Here is a 21,166-nt window from a genome sequence, read left to right as displayed (position 1 = left end):
CTATCGGTTCTGACAGTTTCTTCGTTTTCTGGCGTTGTCTCTGTCCCTCGGTCCCGGCGGTTCGATCCGGCCCTCGCGCGGACGACCACCCCTAGTCGGAGCCGACCCCTTGACGAGCACCACCGACGTACGACCCGTGGAGACCGTGACCACCGCGCAGAGCCCGACCACACCACAGGTAGCGGTCAACGACATCGGCTCGGCCGAAGACTTCCTCGCGGCAGTCGACAAGACGATCAAGTTCTTCAACGATGGGGACATCGTCGACGNCATCATCGTCAAGGTCGATCGCGACGAGGTTCTGCTCGACATCGGGTACAAGACCGAGGGCGTGATCCCGTCCCGAGAGCTGTCGATCAAGCACGATGTCGACCCGCACGAGGTCGTGAGTGTCGGCNACCACGTCGAGGCCCTTGTCCTCCAGAAGGAGGACAAAGAAGGCCGTCTGATCCTGTCCAAGAAGCGCGCCCAGTACGAGCGCGCCTGGGGCACGATCGAGAAGCTCAAGGACGAGGACGGCGTCGTCACCGGCACCGTCATCGAGGTTGTCAAGGGTGGTCTCATCCTCGACATCGGCCTCCGTGGCTTCCTGCCGGCTTCCCTCGTGGAGATGCNCCGAGTCCGCGACCTGCAGCCCTACGTGGGGCGTGAGCTCGAAGCCAAGATCATCGAGCTCGACAAGAACCGTAACAACGTTGTGCTCTCGCGGCGGGCATGGCTGGAGCAGACCCAGAGTGAGGTCCGCTCCGAGTTCCTCGCCCAACTGGCCAAGGGTCAGATCCGTAAGGGCGTCGTCAGCTCGATCGTCAACTTCGGTGCCTTCGTGGACCTCGGTGGCGTCGACGGGCTGGTGCACGTCTCGGAGCTGTCCTGGAAGCACATCGATCACCCGTCCGAGGTGGTCGAGGTCGGCCAGGAGGTCACCGTCGAGGTTCTCGACGTCGACCTGGACCGCGAGCGNGTCTCGCTGTCGCTGAAGGCGACGCAGGAAGACCCGTGGCGTCAGTTCGCCCGCACCCACGCGATCGGCCAGGTCGTTCCCGGCCGGGTCACGAAGCTGGTGCCGTTCGGCGCGTTCGTCCGGGTGGACGAGGGCATCGAGGGTCTGGTCCACATCTCCGAGCTCGCCGAGCGGCACGTGGAGATTCCGGAGCAGGTCGTCAACGTCGGTGACGAGATCCTGGTCAAGGTGATCGACATCGACCTCGACCGGCGCCGGATCAGTCTGTCGCTCAAGCAGGCGAACGAGGCGTCGGGGCTGGCCGTCGACGGCGAGGCGTTCGACCCGAGCCAGTACGGCATGGAAGCCAAGTACGACGAGCAGGGCAATTACGTCTACCCCGAGGGCTTCGACCCGGAGACCGGGGAGTGGCTGGAAGGCTACGAGGAGCAGCAGGCGGAATGGGAGCGGCAGTACGCCGAGGCCCAGTCCCGCTTCGAGGCGCACCAGGTCCAGATCCGGGCCGCGCAGGAGGCGGACGCCGCGGCGGCCGCTCCCTCCTCCTACACCGCCTCCTCCCAGTCCGACCAGCCTGCGTCCGCCATCGACGAGGAAGCACTGCGTCGCCTGCGGGAGCAGTTCGGTCGGGAGTAAGCGACCCTGCCGCGTACGTGACAGCGGGGCCCGAGGAATCTTCCTCGGNCCCCGCTGTTGTGTCTGGTGCGGGTCAGCGCTGGGCGCGGGCCACCGCGGGGTCGACGTGGTCCGGCCGTAGCAGGATCGGGACCTCGTCGCGGATCTCGTAGCGGTGGCCGAGCCGCGGGTTGACCAGCCAGCCGTCGACCAGTTCCAGCGGCCCCTTGTCGACCGGGCAGGCAAGGATCTTCAGCAGGTCGGGTTCGATGCTCATGTCGGGCGTTCCTGTTCGTTCGTCGCCATCGGTCGCTGCCGTCGGACCACCCGAGCATCCCAGACGGCCGCTCCCCTCCGAATCGGCGCACGATTATGCACCCGACATGGTGACATAAAGGCATGGGGCGGAGTAGCGTCAGGATTGTTCAGCGGCCGAACCATCGGCCGTGAGGATCGGGATCACCCGTCACGAGAGTCAGGTTGATCATGACTGTCCACGATTTCACCGTCGACACCCCCGACGGCAGCAGCCGCTCGCTGGGCGACTACGCCGGCCAGACGCTCCTGATCGTCAATGTTGCCAGCAAGTGCGGCCTGACGCCGCAGTACGAGGGGCTCGAGTCGCTCTACCAGGAGCTGCACGGCCGCGGCCTGGAGATCCTTGGCTTCCCGTGCAACCAGTTCGGTGGCCAGGAGCCGGGCACCGACGAGGAGATCCAGAACTTCTGCTCGACCAACTACAACGTCACCTTCCCGGTGCTGAGCAAGGTCGAGGTGAACGGCGACGGCGCCGCGCCGCTGTTCAAGTACCTGCGCACCGAGGCGCCCGGGGACTTCGGGCCCGAGTCCGGCTTCCTCTACGAGCACGTCTCGAAGACCCGGCCCGAAGCGATCGGCACCGACGAGGTCAAGTGGAACTTCACCAAGTTCNTCGTCGACGGCGAGGGCAACGTCGTGCGCCGCTACGAGCCGACGGTCACCCCCGAGGAGATCCGCAAGGACCTCGACGCCACCCTGGCGTAGCACCGCGTGGGCCCCGCTCACCGGCGTCCGGCCGGTGAGCGGTCGTTCTGCGCCGCCCCGGCGCGGGCAACGCGTCGCCGGGGCGGCCCAGCCGGTCGGGCCCGATCAGGTTCGATCGAGCTGGGCGGCAAGGTACACGATGTCCTCGGCGTTGCCGCTGGCGAGGACCGCGTGCACGTCGCGGTAGGCCGCACGGAACTCGGNGAGGACCGCGCTGACGCCTGCCGCGTCCACCGGTTCGCCGATCTCGACGGCGGCGTTGGCGAGGCGGCGGATGCCACGGCTGGCCCGCTGCGCGGTGAGCAGATGGAATGCGATCTCGTCCAGGCGGGCGGGGTCGGTGTCACTCATGGCGGCCTTCCATTCCTTCGGGTCGTGCACAGGTCGGGCCGCGGGCCGCGGGGATCAGGCGAGGACGGCCTCGGCCCGGTGGTCGTCGGCCGGCAGGAGTCCGGTCACCGTGGCGGTGACCTCGACCGACCGCAGGGTGGCGATGCCGCCCAGGACCGCGGCGAACGCGGTGTCGGCGGCGTCCCGGCCGGTCGCGATCCGGACCAGCCCGTCACGCGGAACCCGCCGGGTCGGGTCGTGGACGTGCCAGGCGCCGTCGGTCCAGNCCTCGAAGACGGCGTGAAAGTCCATCGGAGTCAGCCCGGGTGCATAGACCGCGGTGAACCTGGCGGGTATCCCCAGCGCTCGACAGAGGGTGACGCCCAGGTGGGCGAAGTCGCGGCACACTCCCTGCCCGGTCAGCAGGGTGTCCTCGGCGGTGTCGTGGACCGTGCTGGCGCCGGCGACATAGCCGATCCGGTGGTGGATCCAGTCCACGACGGCGTCGACCCGGGGCCGGCCCTGGGGCAGGGCGCCGAACTCGGCCACGGCGAGCCCGACGACATGGTCCGACGGGCAGTAGCGGCTCGGGCGCAGGTAGGTCAGCCGTTGCAGGTCAAGGGGCTCGTCGCCCGCCACTCCGGTTGGGTGCGGGCCGGGACGGGGGCGCGGACTGTCGAGGTCCGCCCGGTAGGACGCCGCGAACAGTCCGCGGGGCACTCGTAGCAGGTGGATGCGCCCGCCGTGCGGCGCGGCCAGCTCGACCGGCGGGGCGAGGGGGGCTCCGTCGATCGCCAGCTCCAGGCGTTCGGCGTGCATGCGGCCGCCGCGCTCGGCGGGGGCGATCTGCACCGCGATGTCGGCGGGCTCCTGGACGTCGAAGGCCAGGTCGCAGGTGACGACCCGGCCCCGATCGTCGCCGCCAGCCGGCCTGGGCCACTCACGGCCGGCAAGGACGCCCATGTCGCCTGTCTCGCTCGTCCTGGCCGTCCCGCCCGTCCTGGCCGTCCTGGCCGTCCCGCCCATGGTCAGGGCGACACCGAGGGCGCCGGAGACAACTCCGGCACCGCGGCGCTGATCGGCCCGCCGTGCTCTGTCGAGGCCTCGGCGCCGGCCTGCCGCAGGATCTCGCCGGGCGAACCGGTCAACGCGCCGGCCGCGACCGCGCGCAGCAGCACCCGGGCCGGCCCGGCTGCGGTCTCGGGCGGGATCACGAGCAGTCGCAGCCTGGGCCTGCCCCCGTCGCTGCCCGCGGTGACCACCCGCCGATCGAGGGTTCGAAACCAGTCCACCCGGACCAGGGGCAGCCCGGACCCACCGGCCAGGCTGGGAATCGCCGTCCAGGCGTCGCCGTTCACGCAGACCCGGCGGACGCTTTCGTCGGCGCCCGCCAGCGCGGTGAGAAGGCCGGGCAGCTCGTCGGTGAGCCGCATCGTCCGCGGCCACCAGCCGCCGTCAAAGGAACCCTCGCCGCGGTCCGGGGACAACGTCAGGCGGGCCGCGGCCGCGGCCGCACCATCCCCGACGTCTGCGCCGCCCGGCTTGGCGGGCGATGCCGCGGCCGGAGGCGTCGCGGGATGCGAGGTCGTGAACCGGGACGGAGCGCCACCGTCGTCATCGAACCGAGCGATGTCGGCGCGGTCGGTGAGAGGGACATGCGGGCTCGTCGTCATGACGGCCGCCTCACTCCGATGACGATGACCATCGGATGGCTGCGACCGGTGGCTGGGTCGGCCTGCTGGTCGACGCTCGCGGTACACCCGGTCAACGACCATGCTACGCCCGGCGGCCGTACCGCCCGCGCGGAACCCTGGTCACCGGACCGTCCGCCCTTCGCCGCGGAGGCCGGCGCGACCGTTGCCGGGGTCCGCGGCGGCGGTTTCGGCCAGCGCGACGTCGAGGCTGCCCGGGGGCAGCGCGAACGTCTGTTCGGTACTGGTCGAGTCGAGTACGCAGGGNCGCTCGTACAGGTAGAGCATCTCCACCACCTCGGCGGTCACGGGGTCGGCGGCGCCGGCTGCGGCGAGTTCCGCCGCGGTCAACCGGACCAGCTCCGGCTCCCGCGCCTCGGCGGTGTCGGCGGTGTCGGCGGTATCGGGGGCGCTGGCGGCCACGAGCCGCCGGGACAGCTCACGCACCGAGAGCGGCACGCTCGGCGCGTGCCAGCTCCGGCCCCAGGCGCGGTCATCCCGGCTGATCGCGACGAGGGCGCGGGCGACCTCGCCGACGTAGGCCCAGCTGTGGGCGGCGTCGAGGTCCCCCGGGAAGGCGGCGGGCGCGCCAGCGAGGATCTTCGGCGCGACCAGCAGGTTGTAGAGCGAGTAGGCGCCTGCGCCGAGGAAGTCCGCCGCGCGCACCTCGGTCGCCCGGACCCGGCCGGCGTGGTGGGCGGCCAGAGCGTCGTGCCACATCGCGGCCCGCACCCGCCCCTTGACCGTGATCGGGGCCAGCGGCCGGTCCTCGGTGATCGGCCCGTCGACCGGGCCGTAGCCGTAGGTGTTGCCGAGCATGACGTAGCCGGCGCCGGTGCGCTCGGCGGCTGCCAGCAGCGCGGCGGCCAGCGGCGGGAACAGCGCCGGCCACCGGTCGTAGGCGGGTGCGGCGCAGCCGAACAGGGTTCGCGCGCCGGTGGTCAGCTCGGTCAGCCGGTCGGCGTCGGTGGCGTCGGCCGCCACCAGCTCGATCCCCGGACGGCGGGGGCCGCGGCCACTGCGGGTGACCAGCCTGACCTGATCCCCGGCGTCGGCGAGGAGGTGGGCGGTGGCGATGCCGGTCGCGCCGGCCCCGACGATCACGTGCAGGCTCATTACTTGCTCCTCGTGGGTGGGCGTCCCGGTGCGGACCGGGCTCGTCCGGATCACCCTCGTCGGGCCCGCGCACCCGCGGCAGCCCTTCGGACGCCAGATGTCCGGAGGTTTCCGCCATGATCGGATCGGGCCGCGCTGCCGCGGTGATGATGGGAACCATGCCCGCGGCGATCACCACCCCCGGTACCCCCGGCTCGTCTGGCCCGTCCGGCCCGCCGCACCGGGTCGCGGTGATCGCCGTGCCGCCGGTGACGATGTTCGACCTGTCCATCCCCCAGCTCGTCCTCGGCGCCACGTTCGTCGCCGACCGGCCCGGCTACGAGGTGGTCGTCTGCGCGGCCGACCCCGGGCCGGTCGCCGTCGAAGGGGACGGTGGCGGGATGGGCCTCACCGTCAGCCGGGGGCTCGACGCCGTCGCCTGCGCGGACACTGTCATCGTCACCGGCACCGGTGCCCGGGTCGACGCCGATGCGCGGGTGCTGGCCGCGCTGCGGGCGGCGGNGGCCGCCGGCCGCCGGATCGCCTCGATCTGCACCGGCGCGTTCGTCCTGGCCCAGGCCGGCCTGCTCGACGGCCGGCAGGCGACCACGTACTGGGTGCAGGCCGGGGCGTTGAGCAGCCGCTTCCCCGCCGTCGACGTCCGCGCGGACGTGCTGTTCGTCGAGGACGGCCAGATCGTGACCTCGGCCGGGCTCGCCGCGGGCATCGACCTGTGCCTGCACCTGGTGCGCAGCGACTACGGCAGCGCGGTCGCGAACGCGGCGGCCCGCCTCGCGGTGGCGGCCCCCGCGCGCGCCGGCGACCAGAACCAGCGCCTCCCGACGCCGCTGCCCGGCCCGGACGGCAGCGGCCTGGCCCGCACCCGGGACTGGGCGCTGGCGCGCCTCGACGAGCCGCTCACCCTCGCCGACCTCGCCGCGCACGCGCACGTCAGTGAGCGGACGCTCGGGCGGCGCTTCCGGGCCCAGACGGGCCTCAGCCCGCTGCAGTGGCTGCTGCACCAGCGCATCGAGCGGGCCCGCGAGCTGCTGGAGACCACCGACCTGACGATGGATCATGTCGCCCGGCGCAGCGGGCTGGGCTCGGCGGACTCGCTGCGTCAGCACCTGCTGCGCCGCACCGGGCTCACCCCGACCGCCTACCGCACCGCCTTCGCCCGCCCCCACTGCGGCGCCGTCTGACAGGCGGGATGGCGCTGCCTCCCGTGGGGCCGGTTCCGCCGCGCCGGCCTCGTTGCTCATCCGGTCGGATCCGGGAGCGCCGCCGCGGCCCGGTCGCCTACTCGCACCGCGGCGACGAGGACGACCGCGCCGGCGACCGAGAGCAGCGTCCGGACGTGGTTCCAGGCCGTCCAGTCGCCCGCGTAGCGCAGCCAGGAGTCGGCCGCGCCGGCGGTGGTCGGGTCCACCCGGGCGAGGGCGTCGTTGTGGGGCACGTGGTAGGCGATCGTGAGCAGCACCCCGAGCAGGTAGAGCGCGGCCCCGGCCAGGCGGTACCAGGCCCCCGGCTCGTGCGGATCACGCACCGACGCGACGCCGAGCACGACGCAGGTGGCGGCGGTACCGAACATGACCAGCATGAAGGCGGCCGTCGGGGCCTCGCGGTTGACGCTCTGCATCGCGGCGAGCCCCTGGTCGGGCGGCAGCCGGCGCAGCGCGGTCATCACGAAGGCGGAGAAGGCGAAGAGCACCCCGCCCACGACCGCCGCCCCGACGGCGGTGATCAGCGTGAGCGTGGGCAGAACCCTGGAGGTCATGTGCGCCGTCCTGTCTGGCCGGGCCGGAAGCTGTCGTGATCCAGTGAAATGCGCGCGATCGGGACGAGCCATGGCCCGGACGCTCGTCTGCATACGCGAGCGTCCATCCATCCGGTGTGGTGAGGGCTGGGCCGCCGTTACGATCTCCCGCATGGACGCGATCGCNGGGTTACTGGACGGCCCCCGGGCGCACGGTGCCTTCCTGCTGCGCCTGACCATGAGCCCGCCCTGGTCGCGCTACGCATCCAGGACGAGGCCCCGCTGGCCATCGTCGCGATCGTGCGCGGGCACGCGTGGGTGGTCCCCGACGACCGGCCCGCCGTGCGCCTGACCGCCGGGGACGTCATCGTCATCCGCGGGCCCGAGCCGTATCGAGTGGCCGACGACCCGGCGACCCCGGCCCAGATCGTCATCCATCCCGGCCAGGTCTGCACCACCCCGTCCGGGGAGAGCCTCGACCTGTCGATGAAACTCGGGCTGCGCGCCTGGGGTAACAGCCGCGACGGCGCGGCCGAGCTGGTGGCCGGCGTTTACCAGTTGCGCACCGAGGTCAGCCGTCGGCTGCTCACCGCGCTGCCGGNGCTCGCCGTGGTCCGGGCCGGCGACTGGGACTCCCCGCTCGTGGATCTGCTCGCCCGCGAGGTCGGCCGGGACGATCCCGGTCAGGAGATCGTGCTGGACCGGCTGCTGGATCTGCTCGTCGTCGCGGTCGTGCGCACCTGGTTCGCCCGGGCCGAGGCGGCTGCCCCCGCGTGGTGGCGGGCGAACGACGACCCGGTCGTGGGCCCGGCGCTGCGCCTGGTGCACCACACGCCCCAACACCCGTGGACGGTCGCGGAGCTTGCCGCCGCCTGCGGAGCCTCCCGGGCCGCCTTCGCCCGCCGGTTCACCGATCTCGTCGGCGAGCCCCCGATCGCCTACCTCACCGGCTGGCGCCTGGCACTGGCCGCCGACCTGCTACGCGAACCGGACGCCTCCGTCGGATCGGTGGCCCGCCGGGTCGGCTACGGCAGCCCCTTCGCCCTGAGCACCGCCTTCCGCCGCCACTACGGCGTCAGCCCCCNCGAACACCGCGCACGGTGAGCAGGCCGCCGGGGCGGGGGCTCGGCGCGAGACCGTTAGGGTTGTTGTCAAGGGTTCGACGTCGGGATGTGGTGGGACTGTGGTTGATCGCCGGGACTGGATGACCAGGGCCGCGGACGAAGCGATCGAGCGGGCGCAGCGGCGCCCGGGGGGCGGGAAGGTCGTCTGCGCGTCGGGGATCAGCCCGTCGGGGCCCATTCACCTCGGCAACCTGCGGGAGATCCTCGTCCCGCATCTCGTCGCCGAGGAGATTCGTGCTCGCGGAGTGCCCTGTGAGCACATCCTGTCCTGGGACGACTACGACCGGCTCCGCAAGGTGCCCGCCGGGGTGCCCGCCGACTTCGCCGAACACGTCGGCCGGCCGCTGACGGCCGTCCCCGATCCGTGGGGCGAGTTTCCGAGCTGGGCGGAGCGGTTCAAGGCGCCGTTCCGGGACGCGTTGTGTCGCCTCGGCATCGAGGTGCGCGAGATCAGCCAGACCGAGATGTACCGCTCGGGTGCCTACGCGGACGGCATCGCCCGGGCGATCGCCGCCGCCCCCACCATCGACGGCATCCTCGGCCGCTACCGCACGCTGCAACCATCGCCCACCGCGGCACCCGCCGGCTCCGGGCCGGATGGTTCCGGGGCGGGTGGTTCCGGTTCCGGCGGTTCCGGTCCCGGCGGCCGGGCCGGGCGCGGCGGGCGGCGGGGAGCGGCGGCGCCGGGCGGGGCCGACGACGTCCCCCCGGCGGACGTCGACGTCGCCGCCGACGAGGGGGCTGCCGACGACGAGGGCTCGGCGTCGGCGTCGGCCTACTTCCCGTTCCGGCCCTACTGCGAGGTCTGCGGTCGCGACACGACGGTGGTGGCGTTCTTCGATCCGGTGGCCGGCCAGGGCGACTATTCCTGCTCCGCCTGCGGCAACCACGGCCGGTTCGACGTGCGGGGGCCGGCGAACGGCAAGCTGGTGTGGAAGGTCGACTGGCCGATGCGCTGGGCCTTCGAGAACGTCGCCTTCGAGGCCGGCGGGGTGGACCACTCCTCGCCCGGGTCGAGCTTCACCGTCGGCGGCAGCATCGTCCGCGAGGTGTTCGGCGGCGAGCCGCCGGTGTACCTGCCGTACTCCTTCGTCGGGGTCCGCGGGCGGGCCAAGCTCTCCGGATCGGCGGGTGGGGCCCCCACCCCCGCGGACGCCCTGCACATCCTGGAGCCGGCGATCGTGCGCTGGATCTATGCCCGGCGCCGACCGAACCAGGCCATCACCGTCGACTTCGGGGCGGAGGTGCTGCGCGTCTACGACGAGTGGGACGCGCTGAACCGCCGCGTCGGCGACGGCACGGCCGAACCCGCGGAGGACACCGTGGTGGCGCGCTCGCGGGGGACCGTCGAGGGCGGCCCGGTCGACGCGCCGCGCACCGTGTTCCCCTTCCGGCTGCTGTCGTCGATCTGCGACATCACCGCCGACGACCCGACCCAGATCCTGCGGATCCTGCGCCAGGCCCGCGGCAGCGACGCGCCCGGCGAGAGCGGCGCCGACGGCACGGGGCAGGCACCGTTCACGCTCGACGACCTCCAGCCGCGGCTGGGCTGTGCCCGGGCCTGGACCGGCGAGCACGTGCCCGCCGAGCAGCGCACCATCGTGCGGACCGAGCCGGACCGGGCGGCGCTGGCGGGCTTGAGCGCCGACGAGACCAAGGCCCTCGCCATCCTCGTCGACGGCCTCGAGGAGGACTGGTCGCTGGACGGGCTCACCACACTGACCTACGCCGTGCCCAAGCTGCTGCGCGGGCTGCCCGCCGACGCACCGGCCACCGCCGAGCTCAAGCAGGCCCAGCGCGCGTTCTTCGTCCTGATCTACCGGCTGCTGGTCGGCCGCGACACCGGNCCGCGCCTGCCCACCCTGCTGCTGGCGGTCGGCCCCGAGCGCATCCGAGCCCTGCTCACCGCCGCCGAGTAAGGCGTGCAGGTCCGGGCGGACCGGCGATCGGCTGTGCCCGCCGGCTCGGACAGCCTGCTCGTCCGCGGGGACGACGACCGGTTCTCCTTCGTCCCCGCCTCGGTGCAGGAGTACCTGGTGGTGGCCCGGGTCGCCGAGGACCTCGGCCGCACCGGGGGCAGTGCGGCGAGCTGCGTGGTCAGCCGGTGCCGGGCGAGGCGGGGCCAAACAGCTTCAGATAGCGTTTCGACGACGTGGGGTTCAGATCCGGCTGGTAGAGCGACGAACGGACGTTCTTCGCCTCGGAGTTGTTGTAGTACGCCTCGTAGGCCAGATTTGCGGCATTGGCGGCGAACGTCTCATACATCTTCTGGACGTAGAAGGGGTTGTCGCCGCCGCCGCCCTCCGACCGGACCACCCCCCACTCTGGGACGGCGAACTTCTTGCCGTGATCATGGGCGAACTTGATCACCGTGCACAGTCCGGACCGCTGGTGGCACTGGCGGTTCCAGCTCTTCTCGCTGACCGACGTGGGGAAGAAATCGTAGGAGTCGATGCTGACGACGTCGACGTACTGGTCGCCGGGATAGGCGTCCCACACGTCCCGCCCGCTCCCGGGCAGCTTGTCGGTGTGGGCGTTCATGTTCCAGTCGATCTTCACGGCCGGCGCGGTCGAGCGCAGCGCGGTCACGGTCCGACGAAAGCACGCCTTCCAGGTCTCGACATTGCGCACGTGCCAGTACATGTAATCGCCGTTGAACTCCCAGCCGAGCCGGATGTAGGCGTCCGCGCGGCCGAACTTCGTCAGCGTCGCGCCGAACGTTCGCCAGTAGTTGTCGTAGGCGCCNCTCGCACAGGTCCCCTCGTTGCCGTCGCGGGGGAACGGCGGCTGCGCGATCGACAGCTCACCCGGGAACTTGTCCCGGGTGAAGGCCGCTGTCGGCCAGTCCNCCGAGACCATGTTGTACCAGTCCTTGCGCTCGGTGAAGACGATCGCGAGCCCGACCTGGCGGCCGGTGAACGCTCCCCAGGCGTTGACGTCGGCGGGATAGTTGCCGTTGGCGCCGGACACCCAGTGCACCCCGACGGGGCCGGGTGNGGGTTTCGACGAACCGGAGCACGCCGCGAGCCCGGCGGTCAGCAGTACGGAGACCAGCAGCAGCGACAGCGAGACCAATCGCGACCGGCGTCGCACTCTCACGCTACGGAGGGCCTGCGGAGGACCGGCGCCGCGGTGGGCGAGGTCACGCCGGCGCCCGGTGCGGACGACTGATCGGCCGCCGCCAGCGGCGACAGCCCGGCGGTCGGCGACGCGGACGTGGCCGCGCCGCCCATGGGAACGGACCGCGGGGCGGTGCCGGACACCAGGACGCCCGGCGCGGTCGTGCCCGCGGCCGGCCCACCCGCTGTGGCGGTCGGCGCCAGCCCTCCGGCGGCGGTCGCTCTCTCGCTCGCCGCTGCAGTGCTGGGCCTCGCACCCACCGAGGAGGTCGCCCGCGTGTGGGCTGCCCGCGCTTGGGCCGGCTGCGCGTGGGCCGGCTGCGGCTGGGTCGGCTGCGCTTGGGTCGGCTGCGCCGGGCTCGGCTCCGTCGTCGGCTCCACCGGGTTCGCGCTGCGGGACTCCAGCCAGGCCCGGACGCCGTCGGCCTCCACGGGCCAGTCGTGGCCGGGGACGAGTGCGGCACCCAGCTCCATGTGCGTGGCCAGGGAGGGCGCGGGGACGAGCAGGGTCCGCCGCCGCCGCTCGGGTCGGGCCAGCGCCACCGCGTTCAGGGTGGCCCGCAGCCCGGTCAGCGCCGCCCGGCGGGCGATCCGCGCGGCGGCCGTCGAGGGCGCCACCAACGGTGGTTCACCGCCCAGTTCCGGCAGCCGGAAGGGCTGGAAACCCTGCAGCGTCAGGCAGGTCGCGCGGTCGAAGGCGCCACCGACGAAGGGGATCGAGCGCAGCAGCAGCTCGTCCTCGACGAGGGTGCCGACGCGCAGACCGAAGGTGCTGGTCGTGGTGGCGGTGCGAGCCCAGGTCACCCCCTCGATCATCGGGGCGTGCTCGTGGATGCTGCCGTCGTCGGTGACCTGCGGGCGTCGCCGGGTGGAGGTGGCGGCCAGCCGCGACGTGCCGTACAGGGTGAAGTATTCGACGTCCGGGCGGGCGGTGGNGGCGGAGACCAGCGCGGAGAGCGAGTTCTCCGTGTACAGATAGTCGTCTTCCGCGAGCCAGACGAGATCGTCGGCGGCCCAGCGGCGAAGCCTGGGCATGCGTAGGACGTGGCGATACGACGCGCGATTACTGCCGCACGTGACCGGGACGACCTCGCCGGCCTCCGCCATCATCGAAAGACGATCCGCCGGCATCGGACCGTCGTTGACGAAGACGATCCTCGTCGGGATCTCGACTTTCTCGACGGCGCGCAGGAGGGACGCGAGCGCCAGCCGCTTGCTGTAGAACGCCGGTCGGTTCTTCGCGTTCTCCGAACCAACGGATCGATACAGGATGCGCAGAATCATCTCAACCCCCCCGCCTGGCCCGGGTCCAGGCGGCATTCACCGGAACGGTCTCGACGCCGGTCGAGATCCTACCTATATGGTCGCCGCCCCCCGGCGGACCGGTCGTGATCGGAAGATTTTCCTGACCCCCCTTGGTGGGGCCGGACACGATGTGGCTCATCCGGGCTCGTTCGATTCGGCCGGTTCCGATCCGGCCGGAGCCGCATCGGCTGGCTCCGCAGTGGCGATGCTCGGGGCGCCGTCCTGTTCCATCTCGCGGGCGACCCGGCGGACCAGCAGGAACCAGAACGGCACCGTGATCCAGAACGCCGCGATGTAGCCGATGACCGCCCCGGACGCGCCGCCGAGCTCCAGCCCGATGATCGGGTAGAGCAGGAGCTGCGGGGCCAGGATGGCATTGGCGCGGAAGGTGAGTTTGGCCTGCCCCATCGCGTAGAGCATGCACGCCGGCCCCACCGTCGCCGCCGGCCCCGTCTGCTGCACGATCGACAGTGCCAGCAGATGATGGGTCTGCCCCCAGGTGTCGCCGAGCAGGGAGTGGCCGATGCTCGTCGGTAGGAACAGGAAGATCGTTCCCCAGACCACGCCGACGGCGACGATCACTCCCGACAGGGCGTAGGCCGCGCGCAGCCGCGCCCCGGCCGACATGTCCTTACGACGGGAGAACTCCGGGACGGCCCAGCTCACGATCCCGACGGCGAGGATCGTCGTCGGTCCGAGCAGGGTCTGCACGCCGCGCAGCGCGCCGACGAGGTCGATCGCCCCCAGGGTGCCGAGCAGCAGCGTCGAGGCCTGCTGGGCGCCCTGGACGGTGAGGTACTCCGCGCTCATGTAGCCGTTGATGTCGCGATGCTCGACGATCCAGGACCGGACCTGGTTCGTCGCGGGCCGGAAGCCGGCCTGATAGATCCCGAGGATGGCCGCGACGGCCGCCGCACCGCCCCAGGCCAGCAGCATCGCCCACGAGGTCGACACATCGCGGACGATCAGCAGGAGGATGGCCCCGAACTGGACGATCGCCCAGATTCCGTCGTTGGCGGCGGCGGCCGCCGGCCGGCCCTCGGCGAAGAACACCTGCCGCCAGGCGTCCTGGAGCAGCAGCGCCGGGAACACCAGTCCCATCGCGATCAGGGAATGGCCGACGCCGCCGCCGAGTGCGAGGCCGACGGCCAGCGTCACCGCCCCGGAGAGNAGTCCGATGACGAAGGCGGTGCCGGTGCCCGCGGCACCCGCCGCCCGGAACACCCGGGGCGACACGTCCGCGAACTTCATGCCCAGCGGCGCGGTGCCCGCGGCCNTCGAGAAACCGATCATCAGCGAGAAGATCGCGAACGCCACACCGAACGCGCCGAACTCCGACGAGCTCACGCTGCGGGCGATGATGAACGACATCACGGCGTTCGTGCCGCTGGAGAGCACCTGGTCGACGAGCGTCCAGATCGCCCGGGACCGGCTCGATCCGCGGGTCGTCCGCTCGACGCGGTGCCGCCCGCCCACGCCGGCGTCCTCGCTGAGGTCCGCGAGGCCGTAGTCGACCGGTTCGGGACGGTTCGCGACGGCCGTCCCGGCGGGCGCGCCCAACGTCCCGCCGGCCGCTCCATCCGCGCCGGCACCGCCCCGGCCGTCGATCGCCGGATCCGGCCGGTTGAGGCCGCCGAGGAAGAACTCGCCGGTCATCGTGCCGGACATCGGGATCAGGCCCTCGGCCGTGGGCGCGTGGGTGGGACGGAAACTGTCCGCCCCGGGCACCCGACGCACGCGCAGCCCGCGGATGATCTGTGTCCGCTCGTGATCGAACGGTTCGACCCGGCGCGCCGGGTTCGACTCACCCCCGCCGTGCTCGCGCACGGGTGGCTCGCCGCGTGGGCCCAGGTCCCGCCCGGCGGTGCCCTCCCGGCCGGAGCCCCGGCCCCGTCCGTAGCTGTTGCCGTAGCCGAACTCGCGGCCGTGGCCGTATCCGTGCCCCTGCCGGTGGTCGGCGGCGGTCTCCGACTCCTCGAGGCGCCCGCGCTGCGGCCCGCTCTCGGCCACCCGACCGCTCTCGGCCACCCGACCGCTTTCGGCGCCCTGACTGCCCCCGGTGCCCTGGCCGCGGTCGGCGACCCGGCTGCGGTCGGCGTACTGACGATGCTCTCTGGCCCGCTGGGCCCGGCCGATGGGATACAGCGCGGGATCCCGGTCCAGATCGCGGCCACGGTGGCGGTCTCGACCGGGGCCGGTGCCCTCGGCCCGGCCGTCGTCGCGCCGGCCCGAGCCGTCGTCCTGCGCGGCCCGGCGTTCGTGTTCGGTCCGGCGGGCCTCGGCGACCTCGGGCATGCCGAGACGGCGGCGCAACGCGGCCAGCTCGGTCGTCGACGTGAGCTCGGCCGGACTCGCCGGACTCGCCGGACTGGACGGGGGCGGCGGGCCGGAGCGTCGCTGCTCCGTCGGCGAGCTCTGCTCCGTCTGACGGTGCTGCTCTGCGGGCCGGTGCCGGTCTGCCGGGCGCTTCTGGTCCGTCCGCCGTTCCTGGTTGGGCGGCTGCGCCTGGCCTGCGGGCAGGTCCTGATCGGTGAGCTGGTCCTGGTCGCGGGGCGCGGCGTTCGGGTCCGAGGGGGGCGCGTCCGAGCGGCGCGGGCGCGGCGCGGTGAGGCGCTGGGTCGTCTGCGTGGTCGCGGGACCCGGCTCGACGCGGGTCACCGGAGGTCGCCCGCTCGGCCGCCGCGGCAGGCGGGTGGCCGGCGGACCACCCTGATCGTCGTCGGATGGGAATCCGTGGCCGGACTCATCCATCCACCGCCGACCGTCCTCTCCATGCCGCATCAGCCCGACCTTGACCGGCGTATCCCGCCGGGGGCCACCGAGGTTCTCGCCCGGCGAACCCCACAGGGATCCACCGAGGCGCCGCACGCCTGGCAGCCAGCAGGTCGATGGTAGCCCGATATGGGTGGCTCTCCCGGGCCGGGCGGGCCGGATGTGCCGTACCCGACCGCTGCCGGGGCCGATCGATGCGATCTACCATGCCGGGGCCGCGGCGAGCGGAGGCGGTCCCGCCACCCGGTGCCGGTTTTGTTGGGCGGAGGCGGCCCCGCCACCCGGTGCCTGTTTGGTGGGCGGTCGGCGAGCCTTGCCCGCATCCCTCCACATCGACGATGGCCCTCCACATCGACGACGGTGCAACACCTTGAGGACGACGGTGGCGATCGTAACAACCCGGGATGGGTCGGCAGGGGCGTTTGCGACGCCGTCCCTCCATTCGCCCCGGATCTACGGGTGCCGGCGGCGCAGCGTCACTGCGGCGAGGCCGAGGGCGGCCAGGGTGCAGCCGGTGACGATCAGGATGTCGCGGGTCAGCCACCGGTCGACGTGCCGCGACGTCGACAGCCGGGCCATGGCGTCGACGACGTACGTCATCGGCATGACGGTGCTGATCGCGTCGAGCGTCGGCAGCATGCCGTGCCGCGGCACCAGGATGCCGCACAGCATGAACTGCGGGATGAGCACGGCCGGGATGAGCTGCACGGCCTCGAACTCGGTACGGGCGAAAACGCTCATCCACAGGCCGAGCGCGGTGCCGAGGAAGGAACTGAGGATGGCCGCCACGAAGAGCATGGGGGCCGATCCCCGCACGGTCAGGCCGAGCGCACCCACGGTCAGCGCGGTGGCGAACGCGGCCTGGGTCGCGGCGAGCACGGCGAACGCCAGCCCGTAGCCGACGAGCAGGTCCCCGCGGCCGACCGGGCTTGTCAGCAGCCGCTCCAGCGTGCCGGACGTGCGCTCGCGCAGCATCGCGACGGAGGTGACGAAGAACATCGTCATGAGCGGGAAGATCCCGAGCAGCGCAGGGCCCACCCGGTCGAAGGTGTCGGGGGACCGGTGGAACAGCAGGCGCAACGTCAGCAGCAGCACCGGCGGCAGCAACAGGACCAGGGCGAGGGTGCGGCGGTCGCGGCCGAGCTGGCGAAGCACCCGGGCGGCCGTGGCGCCGGTGCGCAGCTCGTCGATGGGCTTGCGGCGCGGGCAGGGTGCGACGCCGGGGGGATGGTCCGGCGGTGGATTCGGGGTGCGCGGCGCCTCGGTGGCGCCCCCAGTGGGTGTGGTCGGCGCGGGTCGGGCCTGCGGACCGGCGCGGTCGCCGGCCCCGGCCCCGGCCAGCCGGTTCGGCGCCTCGACGAGGCGTAGGAAGCCCTCCTCCAGGTCGGCGCAGGCGGTGGCGGCGAGCAGGTCCGCCGGTGTGCCCTGCGCGAGCAGCGTCCCCTCGTAGAGCAGCAGCAGGCGGTCACAACGGATCGCCTCGTCCATCACGTGCGAGCTGACCAGGATTGTCGTGCCGCGCTCGGCGAGCTGGCGGAAGTCGGCCCACAGCCGTCGGCGCAGCAGNGGGTCGGCCCCGACGGTGGGTTCGTCGAGGACGAGCAGGTCGGTGCCGCCGATCATCGCGACGGCCAGCGACACCCGCGAGCGCTGGCCGCCTGAGAGGTGGTTGACCAGCCTGGACGACTGCTCGGTGAGGCCGACATGGGCCAGCAGCGCGTCGAGGTAACCGGGCGCGCGGGTGGGGTCGTCGGGGTCGTCGGCCTGGGCGAGCGCGGCGAAGTAGCGCAGGTTCTCCCGCACGGTCAGGTCGCCGTACACCGACGCGGCCTGGGTGGCGTAGCCGACCCGCCGGCGCAGGCAGGCATCGCCGGCGGCGTAGCCGAGGACGCGCAGGTCCCCGTCCACCCCGCTCTGGACCCCGACGATCGCCCGCATCAGCGTGGTCTTGCCGCCGCCGCTCGGCCCGATCACCCCCGTCACGCTGCCGCGGGGCACGGTGAACGAGACGCCGTGGATGACAAGGTGACCGCCGCGGCCCCGCCGGCGCGCCCCGCGCCGGATCCGCACGTCGGTCGCGGAGACCGCAGCCACGTCTCTGTGCGCGCCGGGTGGGGCGCGGCGAGCGGCGACCCCGGCCGCGTTGGTCACGCTCGGCGTCGGTTCCAGTCCGGGGTGCACCCGCCGCATCCTGTCAACGCCGCGTCCCGATCCGCGCGACCGGGCGTCCCGGCGAGTTCCGCCGCGGTTTCGNGCGCAGCGTCGCGTCCGGCGTCGGATGGGCGTCCGGCGTCGCCTGTACGGCCGGCCCTGCATGTTTGGCGGCTTGCGGTGGCGGCACCCCCAAGGGCGGACGAGCCGAGATGCCGACACGCCGAGATGCCGACATACAGGGATGCCGACATACAGGGATGCCGACATACAGGGATGCCGACACGCAGGGATGTCGACATACAGGGATGCCGACACGCAGGGATGCCGAGGTGAGGATGATGTCGTTCGTCGGGTATGCGCTGTCCTGCGAGGAGCACGGCGCCCGGGCGTTGGTCGGGCAGGCACAGGCCGCCGAGCAGGCCGGCTTCGACGGTCTGTGGATCTCCGACCACTTTCATCCCTGGAACGACGCGCAGGGACAGGCACCGTTCGTCTGGTCGGTCATCGGCGCGATCGGGCAGGTCACCGAGCGCGTTCCGCTGACCACCGCGGTGACCTGCCCGACCGTGCGGATCCATCCGGCGATCATCGCGCAGGCCGCGGCGACCTGCGCGACGATGCTGCCCGGCCGCTTCCAGCTCGGCGTGGGTTCCGGGGAGGCGCTCAACGAGCACGTGCTGGGCGACGGCTNGCCGGCCACCGAGGTCCGCCTGGAGATGCTGGAGGAGGCCGTCGCCGTCATCCGCGAGCTGTGGCGCGGCGGGATGGTCAACCACCGCGGCCGGCATTACACGGTCGACCGGGCGCGGCTGTACTCGCTGCCCGCCGACCCGCCGCCGGTGTATGTCTCCGGGTTCGGCCCGGCCGCGGTCCGCCTGGCGGCGCGGATCGGCGACGGGTACTGCGGGGTCGCTCCCGACGCCGACCTGTTGCACCTGTTCGACGAGGCGGGCGGCGCTGGACGGCCCAAGCAGGGCTCGCTGAAGGTCTGCTGGGCGCAGGACGAGGCCGAGGCCCGCAAGACCGTCCACGCGCTGTGGCCGAACAGCGCGCTGCCGGGCGAACTGTCCCAGGAACTGCCCACGCCGGCGCACTTCGAACAGGCCAGCGCGCTCGTCACCGAGGAGATGGCCGCCGCGTCGGCGGTCTGCGGGCCGGACGTCGAGCGGCACGTCCGCGCGGTCCAGGAGTACGTCGACGCCGGCTACACCGAGGTCTACGTGACCCAGATCGGCCCTGAGCAGGCCGGCTTCTTCGACTTCTACCGCCGCGAGATCCTGCCCCGCTTCCACTGACGTGCGCCCGCAACCCGCTGATTACACGTCCGCTGGGCGGCACCGCGCAGGCGCGTGGCTCTAGGGGATCAGATGGCGCAGACGATCTGCGCTCCGCTCATCCCCAGTTCCGCTGCCGATCGACCCGGCGGCCGTCCTGCACACGGCGGATCAGGTGTACGGCCACCTGTTCTCCCCGGACACCCTCGACGACCTGGACCTCGGCGACGTCACCGAGAAGGACCTTCGCATCCCGCGGGAGTCAGCGGCCCTGGCGGCGCTGAATCGGGTGGAGATGTCCGAGGAGATCTCCGACATCGGACCGGCGTGGTTCTTCCCCACCACTGCCCGGGTGGTGTTCGATCTCGACGCGGACGACGCCGAGCGGATCGACGCCCTTTACCGCGGAGGCTTCTTCAACGAGTACCGGCGACTCACCACCGTGAAGGCGCATGCCGCCCTCGGCGGCCGGTTCGTCCACGGCTGCCAGTCGTCACCGAACATGTCCGGCGGGGCCGTCGTGCCCTACGGCGTCGATCTGACCCGATTCCGCACCGACCTGGGCGCGTTCAAGCGGGACTGGATCGATCGGATCCTCGCCCTCACCGGACCCGTCCCGGCCGCCTGCCCCTGCCCTCCAGCCGACCGGCCGGAGACGGTACCCCGCCTCACCGGCCGGTCCCGTCCCGCTCGTTGCGGCGAGCCCCTCGGAGAGACACTCATGGATGCGCTGTCCCCGCTCCTGGCTGACCTGGCCGAACTGGCCCATCTGGGATCGCCGGTCGCTCGGGTCCACGTCCGGGCCTGGGCGCTGTCCGGAGTGGAACGGGTCCGCTTCGCCGGTGATCGTGAGATGATCTTCAAGTGGGCGCGGGAGCCGTTCACGGCAGAGGCTGACGTACTCCGACACGTCCGCGGACAGGGTGTTCCCGTCCCGGTGGTATTCGCCAGCGTCGTTCGCGGCGGCCGGCTCGGCGTCCTGATGGAGGACCTCGGCGATGCGGACCGGGAAGCGACCATGGCCGACGCAGCTACCGCGGCGGTCACGGTGCACGAGGCGAAACCCGCCGATGCGCTGCCGGTTCTCGACCGGGTCGCGTTGACCGCCCTGCCAGGTCAGGCCATCGCCGGGCTGGAGGAGCTGCGGGCAGCGGGACGATGGACGGAAAGCACCGATCTGGACGAGCCGTTGGCGCGGCTCGCCGATCACGCCGATCGCCTCGCCGACGGCGTCGAACTGGCACCGTTCGGGCTGTGCCACAGCGAGTTCCACCCGACCAGCCTGCACGTCCGCGACGACGGATGGCACCTGCTGGACTGGGCGCGGTCCTTCATCGGGCCGGGCCTGCTCGACTTGGCTTCCTGGCAGGGAACCCAGCAGCCGGCGGACTCGGCGAGCCTGCGACGGCTGATCTGGGCCTACATCAGGGCCGGCGGGGCGGCAGAGGCGTCCCGTTCCCGCGCGGGCCTGCCGGCGGAACGGTGGGCGCTGGGCTGGCACCGGCTGTGGATCATCGCCTGGTACCTGGAACAGGCCACCACGTGGATGCCGAGTTTCGACCAGGACACCTTCACCGCCACCGTCATCCGACGACACCTCCACGAAGCAGGCACTTTCCTGTGGACCCCGTCCTGATGAACGTCGCTGTCTGGGAGCGTCACGCCCGCGCTCGCATCGCGGCCGGTGACCTCCATCGGCCGCCCGGTCCTTCTCGATTCACCTGGACCCGCAATGGAGGCCAGGCCGGGTGCCGGACGGAAGTTCTGGTGCGTCAGGCGCGGTGGGGGAGGAGTTCCTGAACCTTGGTGCGCAGGCCGGCGGAGATGATGCCCCAGCGGTTCTCGTCGCCNTTGAGCAGGGCCTCGGCGGCGTCCTTGGCCTGCTCGAAGGTGGTGTGCGGCGGGATCGGGGGGAAGTCCGGGTCGGTGCGGACGTCGAGGACGGTCGGG

At 72.5% G+C, this 21,166-nt stretch carries 13 protein-coding genes and 15 pseudogenes; 15 read left to right on the top strand and 13 right to left on the bottom strand.

What is annotated here, in order from left to right; all coding sequences use genetic code 11:
* Window positions 1-109: 109 nt before the first annotated feature.
* The 5 genes and pseudogenes from rpsA to FF86_RS55305 all read left to right on the top strand — a co-directional run.
* Window positions 110-269: pseudogene (gene rpsA / locus FF86_RS55325) on the top strand (30S ribosomal protein S1); the annotation flags it as partial.
* 1 nt (window position 270) lies between these two features.
* Window positions 271-397, top strand: a pseudogene (locus tag FF86_RS55320) (S1 RNA-binding domain-containing protein); the annotation flags it as partial.
* Between the two features lies 1 nt (window position 398).
* Window positions 399-614, top strand: a pseudogene (locus FF86_RS55315) (S1 RNA-binding domain-containing protein); the annotation flags it as partial.
* A 1-nt stretch (window position 615) separates the two neighbouring features.
* Window positions 616-960, top strand: a pseudogene (locus tag FF86_RS55310) (S1 RNA-binding domain-containing protein); the annotation flags it as partial.
* A gap of 1 nt (window position 961) precedes the next feature.
* The coding region (locus tag FF86_RS55305) for a S1 RNA-binding domain-containing protein (protein WP_242419312.1) at window positions 962-1,594 on the top strand (633 nt) is incomplete at its 5' end.
* A 73-nt stretch (window positions 1,595-1,667) separates the two neighbouring features.
* Here FF86_RS55305 and FF86_RS22810 read toward each other — a convergent pair.
* On the bottom strand, window positions 1,668-1,850 hold the full coding sequence (locus tag FF86_RS22810; protein ID WP_009739962.1) for a Trm112 family protein: 183 nt from the start codon (window positions 1,848-1,850) through the stop codon (window positions 1,668-1,670).
* 209 nt (window positions 1,851-2,059) lie between these two features.
* Between FF86_RS22810 and FF86_RS22805 the strand changes: the two are divergent.
* Together FF86_RS22805 and FF86_RS55300 are read left to right on the top strand one after the other, a co-directional pair.
* Window positions 2,060-2,503: pseudogene (locus tag FF86_RS22805) on the top strand (glutathione peroxidase); the annotation flags it as partial.
* Window position 2,504: 1 nt separating this feature from the next.
* A pseudogene (locus FF86_RS55300) lies at window positions 2,505-2,596 on the top strand (glutathione peroxidase); the annotation flags it as partial.
* A 405-nt stretch (window positions 2,597-3,001) separates the two neighbouring features.
* Here the strand turns inward: FF86_RS55300 and FF86_RS62990 are convergent.
* The 4 genes and pseudogenes from FF86_RS62990 to FF86_RS22785 all read right to left on the bottom strand — a co-directional run.
* Window positions 3,002-3,212, bottom strand: a pseudogene (locus FF86_RS62990) (transglutaminase family protein); the annotation flags it as partial.
* Window position 3,213: 1 nt separating this feature from the next.
* Window positions 3,214-3,889: transglutaminase family protein (locus FF86_RS55295; RefSeq protein ID WP_396230018.1), on the bottom strand; the 676-nt coding region annotated here is incomplete at its 3' end.
* Between the two features lie 65 nt (window positions 3,890-3,954).
* Window positions 3,955-4,599 carry a DUF5994 family protein gene (locus FF86_RS22790; RefSeq protein ID WP_063870479.1) on the bottom strand — a complete coding sequence of 215 codons (645 nt, stop codon included), beginning with the start codon at window positions 4,597-4,599 and terminating at the stop codon, window positions 3,955-3,957.
* Window positions 4,600-4,885: 286 nt separating this feature from the next.
* The coding region (locus tag FF86_RS22785; protein ID WP_242419311.1) for an NAD-dependent epimerase/dehydratase family protein at window positions 4,886-5,733 on the bottom strand (848 nt) is incomplete at its 3' end.
* A 116-nt stretch (window positions 5,734-5,849) separates the two neighbouring features.
* Here FF86_RS22785 and FF86_RS55290 point away from each other — a divergent pair.
* Window positions 5,850-6,234 (top strand): annotated as a pseudogene (locus FF86_RS55290) (hypothetical protein); the annotation flags it as partial.
* A gap of 1 nt (window position 6,235) precedes the next feature.
* Window positions 6,236-6,914 (top strand): GlxA family transcriptional regulator (locus FF86_RS22780; RefSeq protein WP_242419310.1); only part of this gene is annotated, 679 nt, incomplete at its 5' end.
* 56 nt (window positions 6,915-6,970) lie between these two features.
* Here the strand turns inward: FF86_RS22780 and FF86_RS22775 are convergent.
* The gene (locus FF86_RS22775; protein ID WP_044886839.1) at window positions 6,971-7,489 is read right to left on the bottom strand and encodes a DUF1772 domain-containing protein; all 519 of its coding nucleotides are present in this window, start codon (window positions 7,487-7,489) and stop codon (window positions 6,971-6,973) included.
* Between the two features lie 166 nt (window positions 7,490-7,655).
* Here FF86_RS22775 and FF86_RS55285 point away from each other — a divergent pair.
* From FF86_RS55285 to lysS, 3 pseudogenes are all read left to right on the top strand, one after another.
* A pseudogene (locus tag FF86_RS55285) lies at window positions 7,656-8,069 on the top strand (cupin domain-containing protein); the annotation flags it as partial.
* Between the two features lies 1 nt (window position 8,070).
* A pseudogene (locus FF86_RS55280) lies at window positions 8,071-8,552 on the top strand (helix-turn-helix transcriptional regulator); the annotation flags it as partial.
* Window positions 8,553-8,672: 120 nt separating this feature from the next.
* Window positions 8,673-10,438 (top strand): annotated as a pseudogene (lysS, locus tag FF86_RS22765) (lysine--tRNA ligase); the annotation flags it as partial.
* A 1-nt stretch (window position 10,439) separates the two neighbouring features.
* Here lysS and FF86_RS36295 read toward each other — a convergent pair.
* The 5 genes and pseudogenes from FF86_RS36295 to FF86_RS55260 all read right to left on the bottom strand — a co-directional run.
* Window positions 10,440-10,718 (bottom strand): hypothetical protein (locus FF86_RS36295; protein WP_206779004.1); only part of this gene is annotated, 279 nt, incomplete at its 3' end.
* On the bottom strand, window positions 10,690-11,235 hold the full coding sequence (locus tag FF86_RS55275; RefSeq protein ID WP_242419321.1) for a glycosyl hydrolase: 546 nt from the start codon (window positions 11,233-11,235) through the stop codon (window positions 10,690-10,692). The genes FF86_RS36295 and FF86_RS55275, both read right to left, overlap by 29 nt.
* A gap of 1,412 nt (window positions 11,236-12,647) precedes the next feature.
* Window positions 12,648-12,995, bottom strand: a pseudogene (locus FF86_RS55270) (hypothetical protein); the annotation flags it as partial.
* A 3,246-nt stretch (window positions 12,996-16,241) separates the two neighbouring features.
* Complete coding sequence (locus tag FF86_RS55265) at window positions 16,242-17,276, bottom strand: ABC transporter permease (RefSeq protein WP_242419320.1); 1,035 nt, start codon at window positions 17,274-17,276, stop codon at window positions 16,242-16,244.
* Between the two features lie 79 nt (window positions 17,277-17,355).
* Window positions 17,356-17,978 (bottom strand): ATP-binding cassette domain-containing protein (locus FF86_RS55260; RefSeq protein WP_242419309.1); only part of this gene is annotated, 623 nt, incomplete at its 3' end.
* A gap of 302 nt (window positions 17,979-18,280) precedes the next feature.
* Between FF86_RS55260 and FF86_RS55255 the strand changes: the two are divergent.
* The 3 genes and pseudogenes from FF86_RS55255 to FF86_RS55245 all read left to right on the top strand — a co-directional run.
* A pseudogene (locus FF86_RS55255) lies at window positions 18,281-18,632 on the top strand (TIGR03557 family F420-dependent LLM class oxidoreductase); the annotation flags it as partial.
* 1 nt (window position 18,633) lies between these two features.
* The coding region (locus FF86_RS55250; protein ID WP_242419308.1) for a TIGR03557 family F420-dependent LLM class oxidoreductase at window positions 18,634-19,237 on the top strand (604 nt) is incomplete at its 5' end.
* Between the two features lie 154 nt (window positions 19,238-19,391).
* Window positions 19,392-20,852: a phosphotransferase gene (locus FF86_RS55245; RefSeq protein WP_242419307.1), complete on the top strand. Its 1,461-nt coding sequence runs from the start codon at window positions 19,392-19,394 to the stop codon at window positions 20,850-20,852.
* A 136-nt stretch (window positions 20,853-20,988) separates the two neighbouring features.
* Here the strand turns inward: FF86_RS55245 and FF86_RS62985 are convergent.
* Both FF86_RS62985 and FF86_RS55240 read right to left on the bottom strand, forming a co-directional pair.
* A pseudogene (locus tag FF86_RS62985) lies at window positions 20,989-21,066 on the bottom strand (hypothetical protein); the annotation flags it as partial.
* A gap of 1 nt (window position 21,067) precedes the next feature.
* Window positions 21,068-21,166: pseudogene (locus tag FF86_RS55240) on the bottom strand (hypothetical protein); the annotation flags it as partial.

The sequence above is a fragment of the Frankia sp. CpI1-P genome, from assembly GCF_001421075.1.
Taxonomy (GTDB): domain Bacteria; phylum Actinomycetota; class Actinomycetes; order Frankiales; family Frankiaceae; genus Frankia; species Frankia torreyi.
This window is presented reverse-complemented; position numbering and strand designations above follow the sequence as displayed.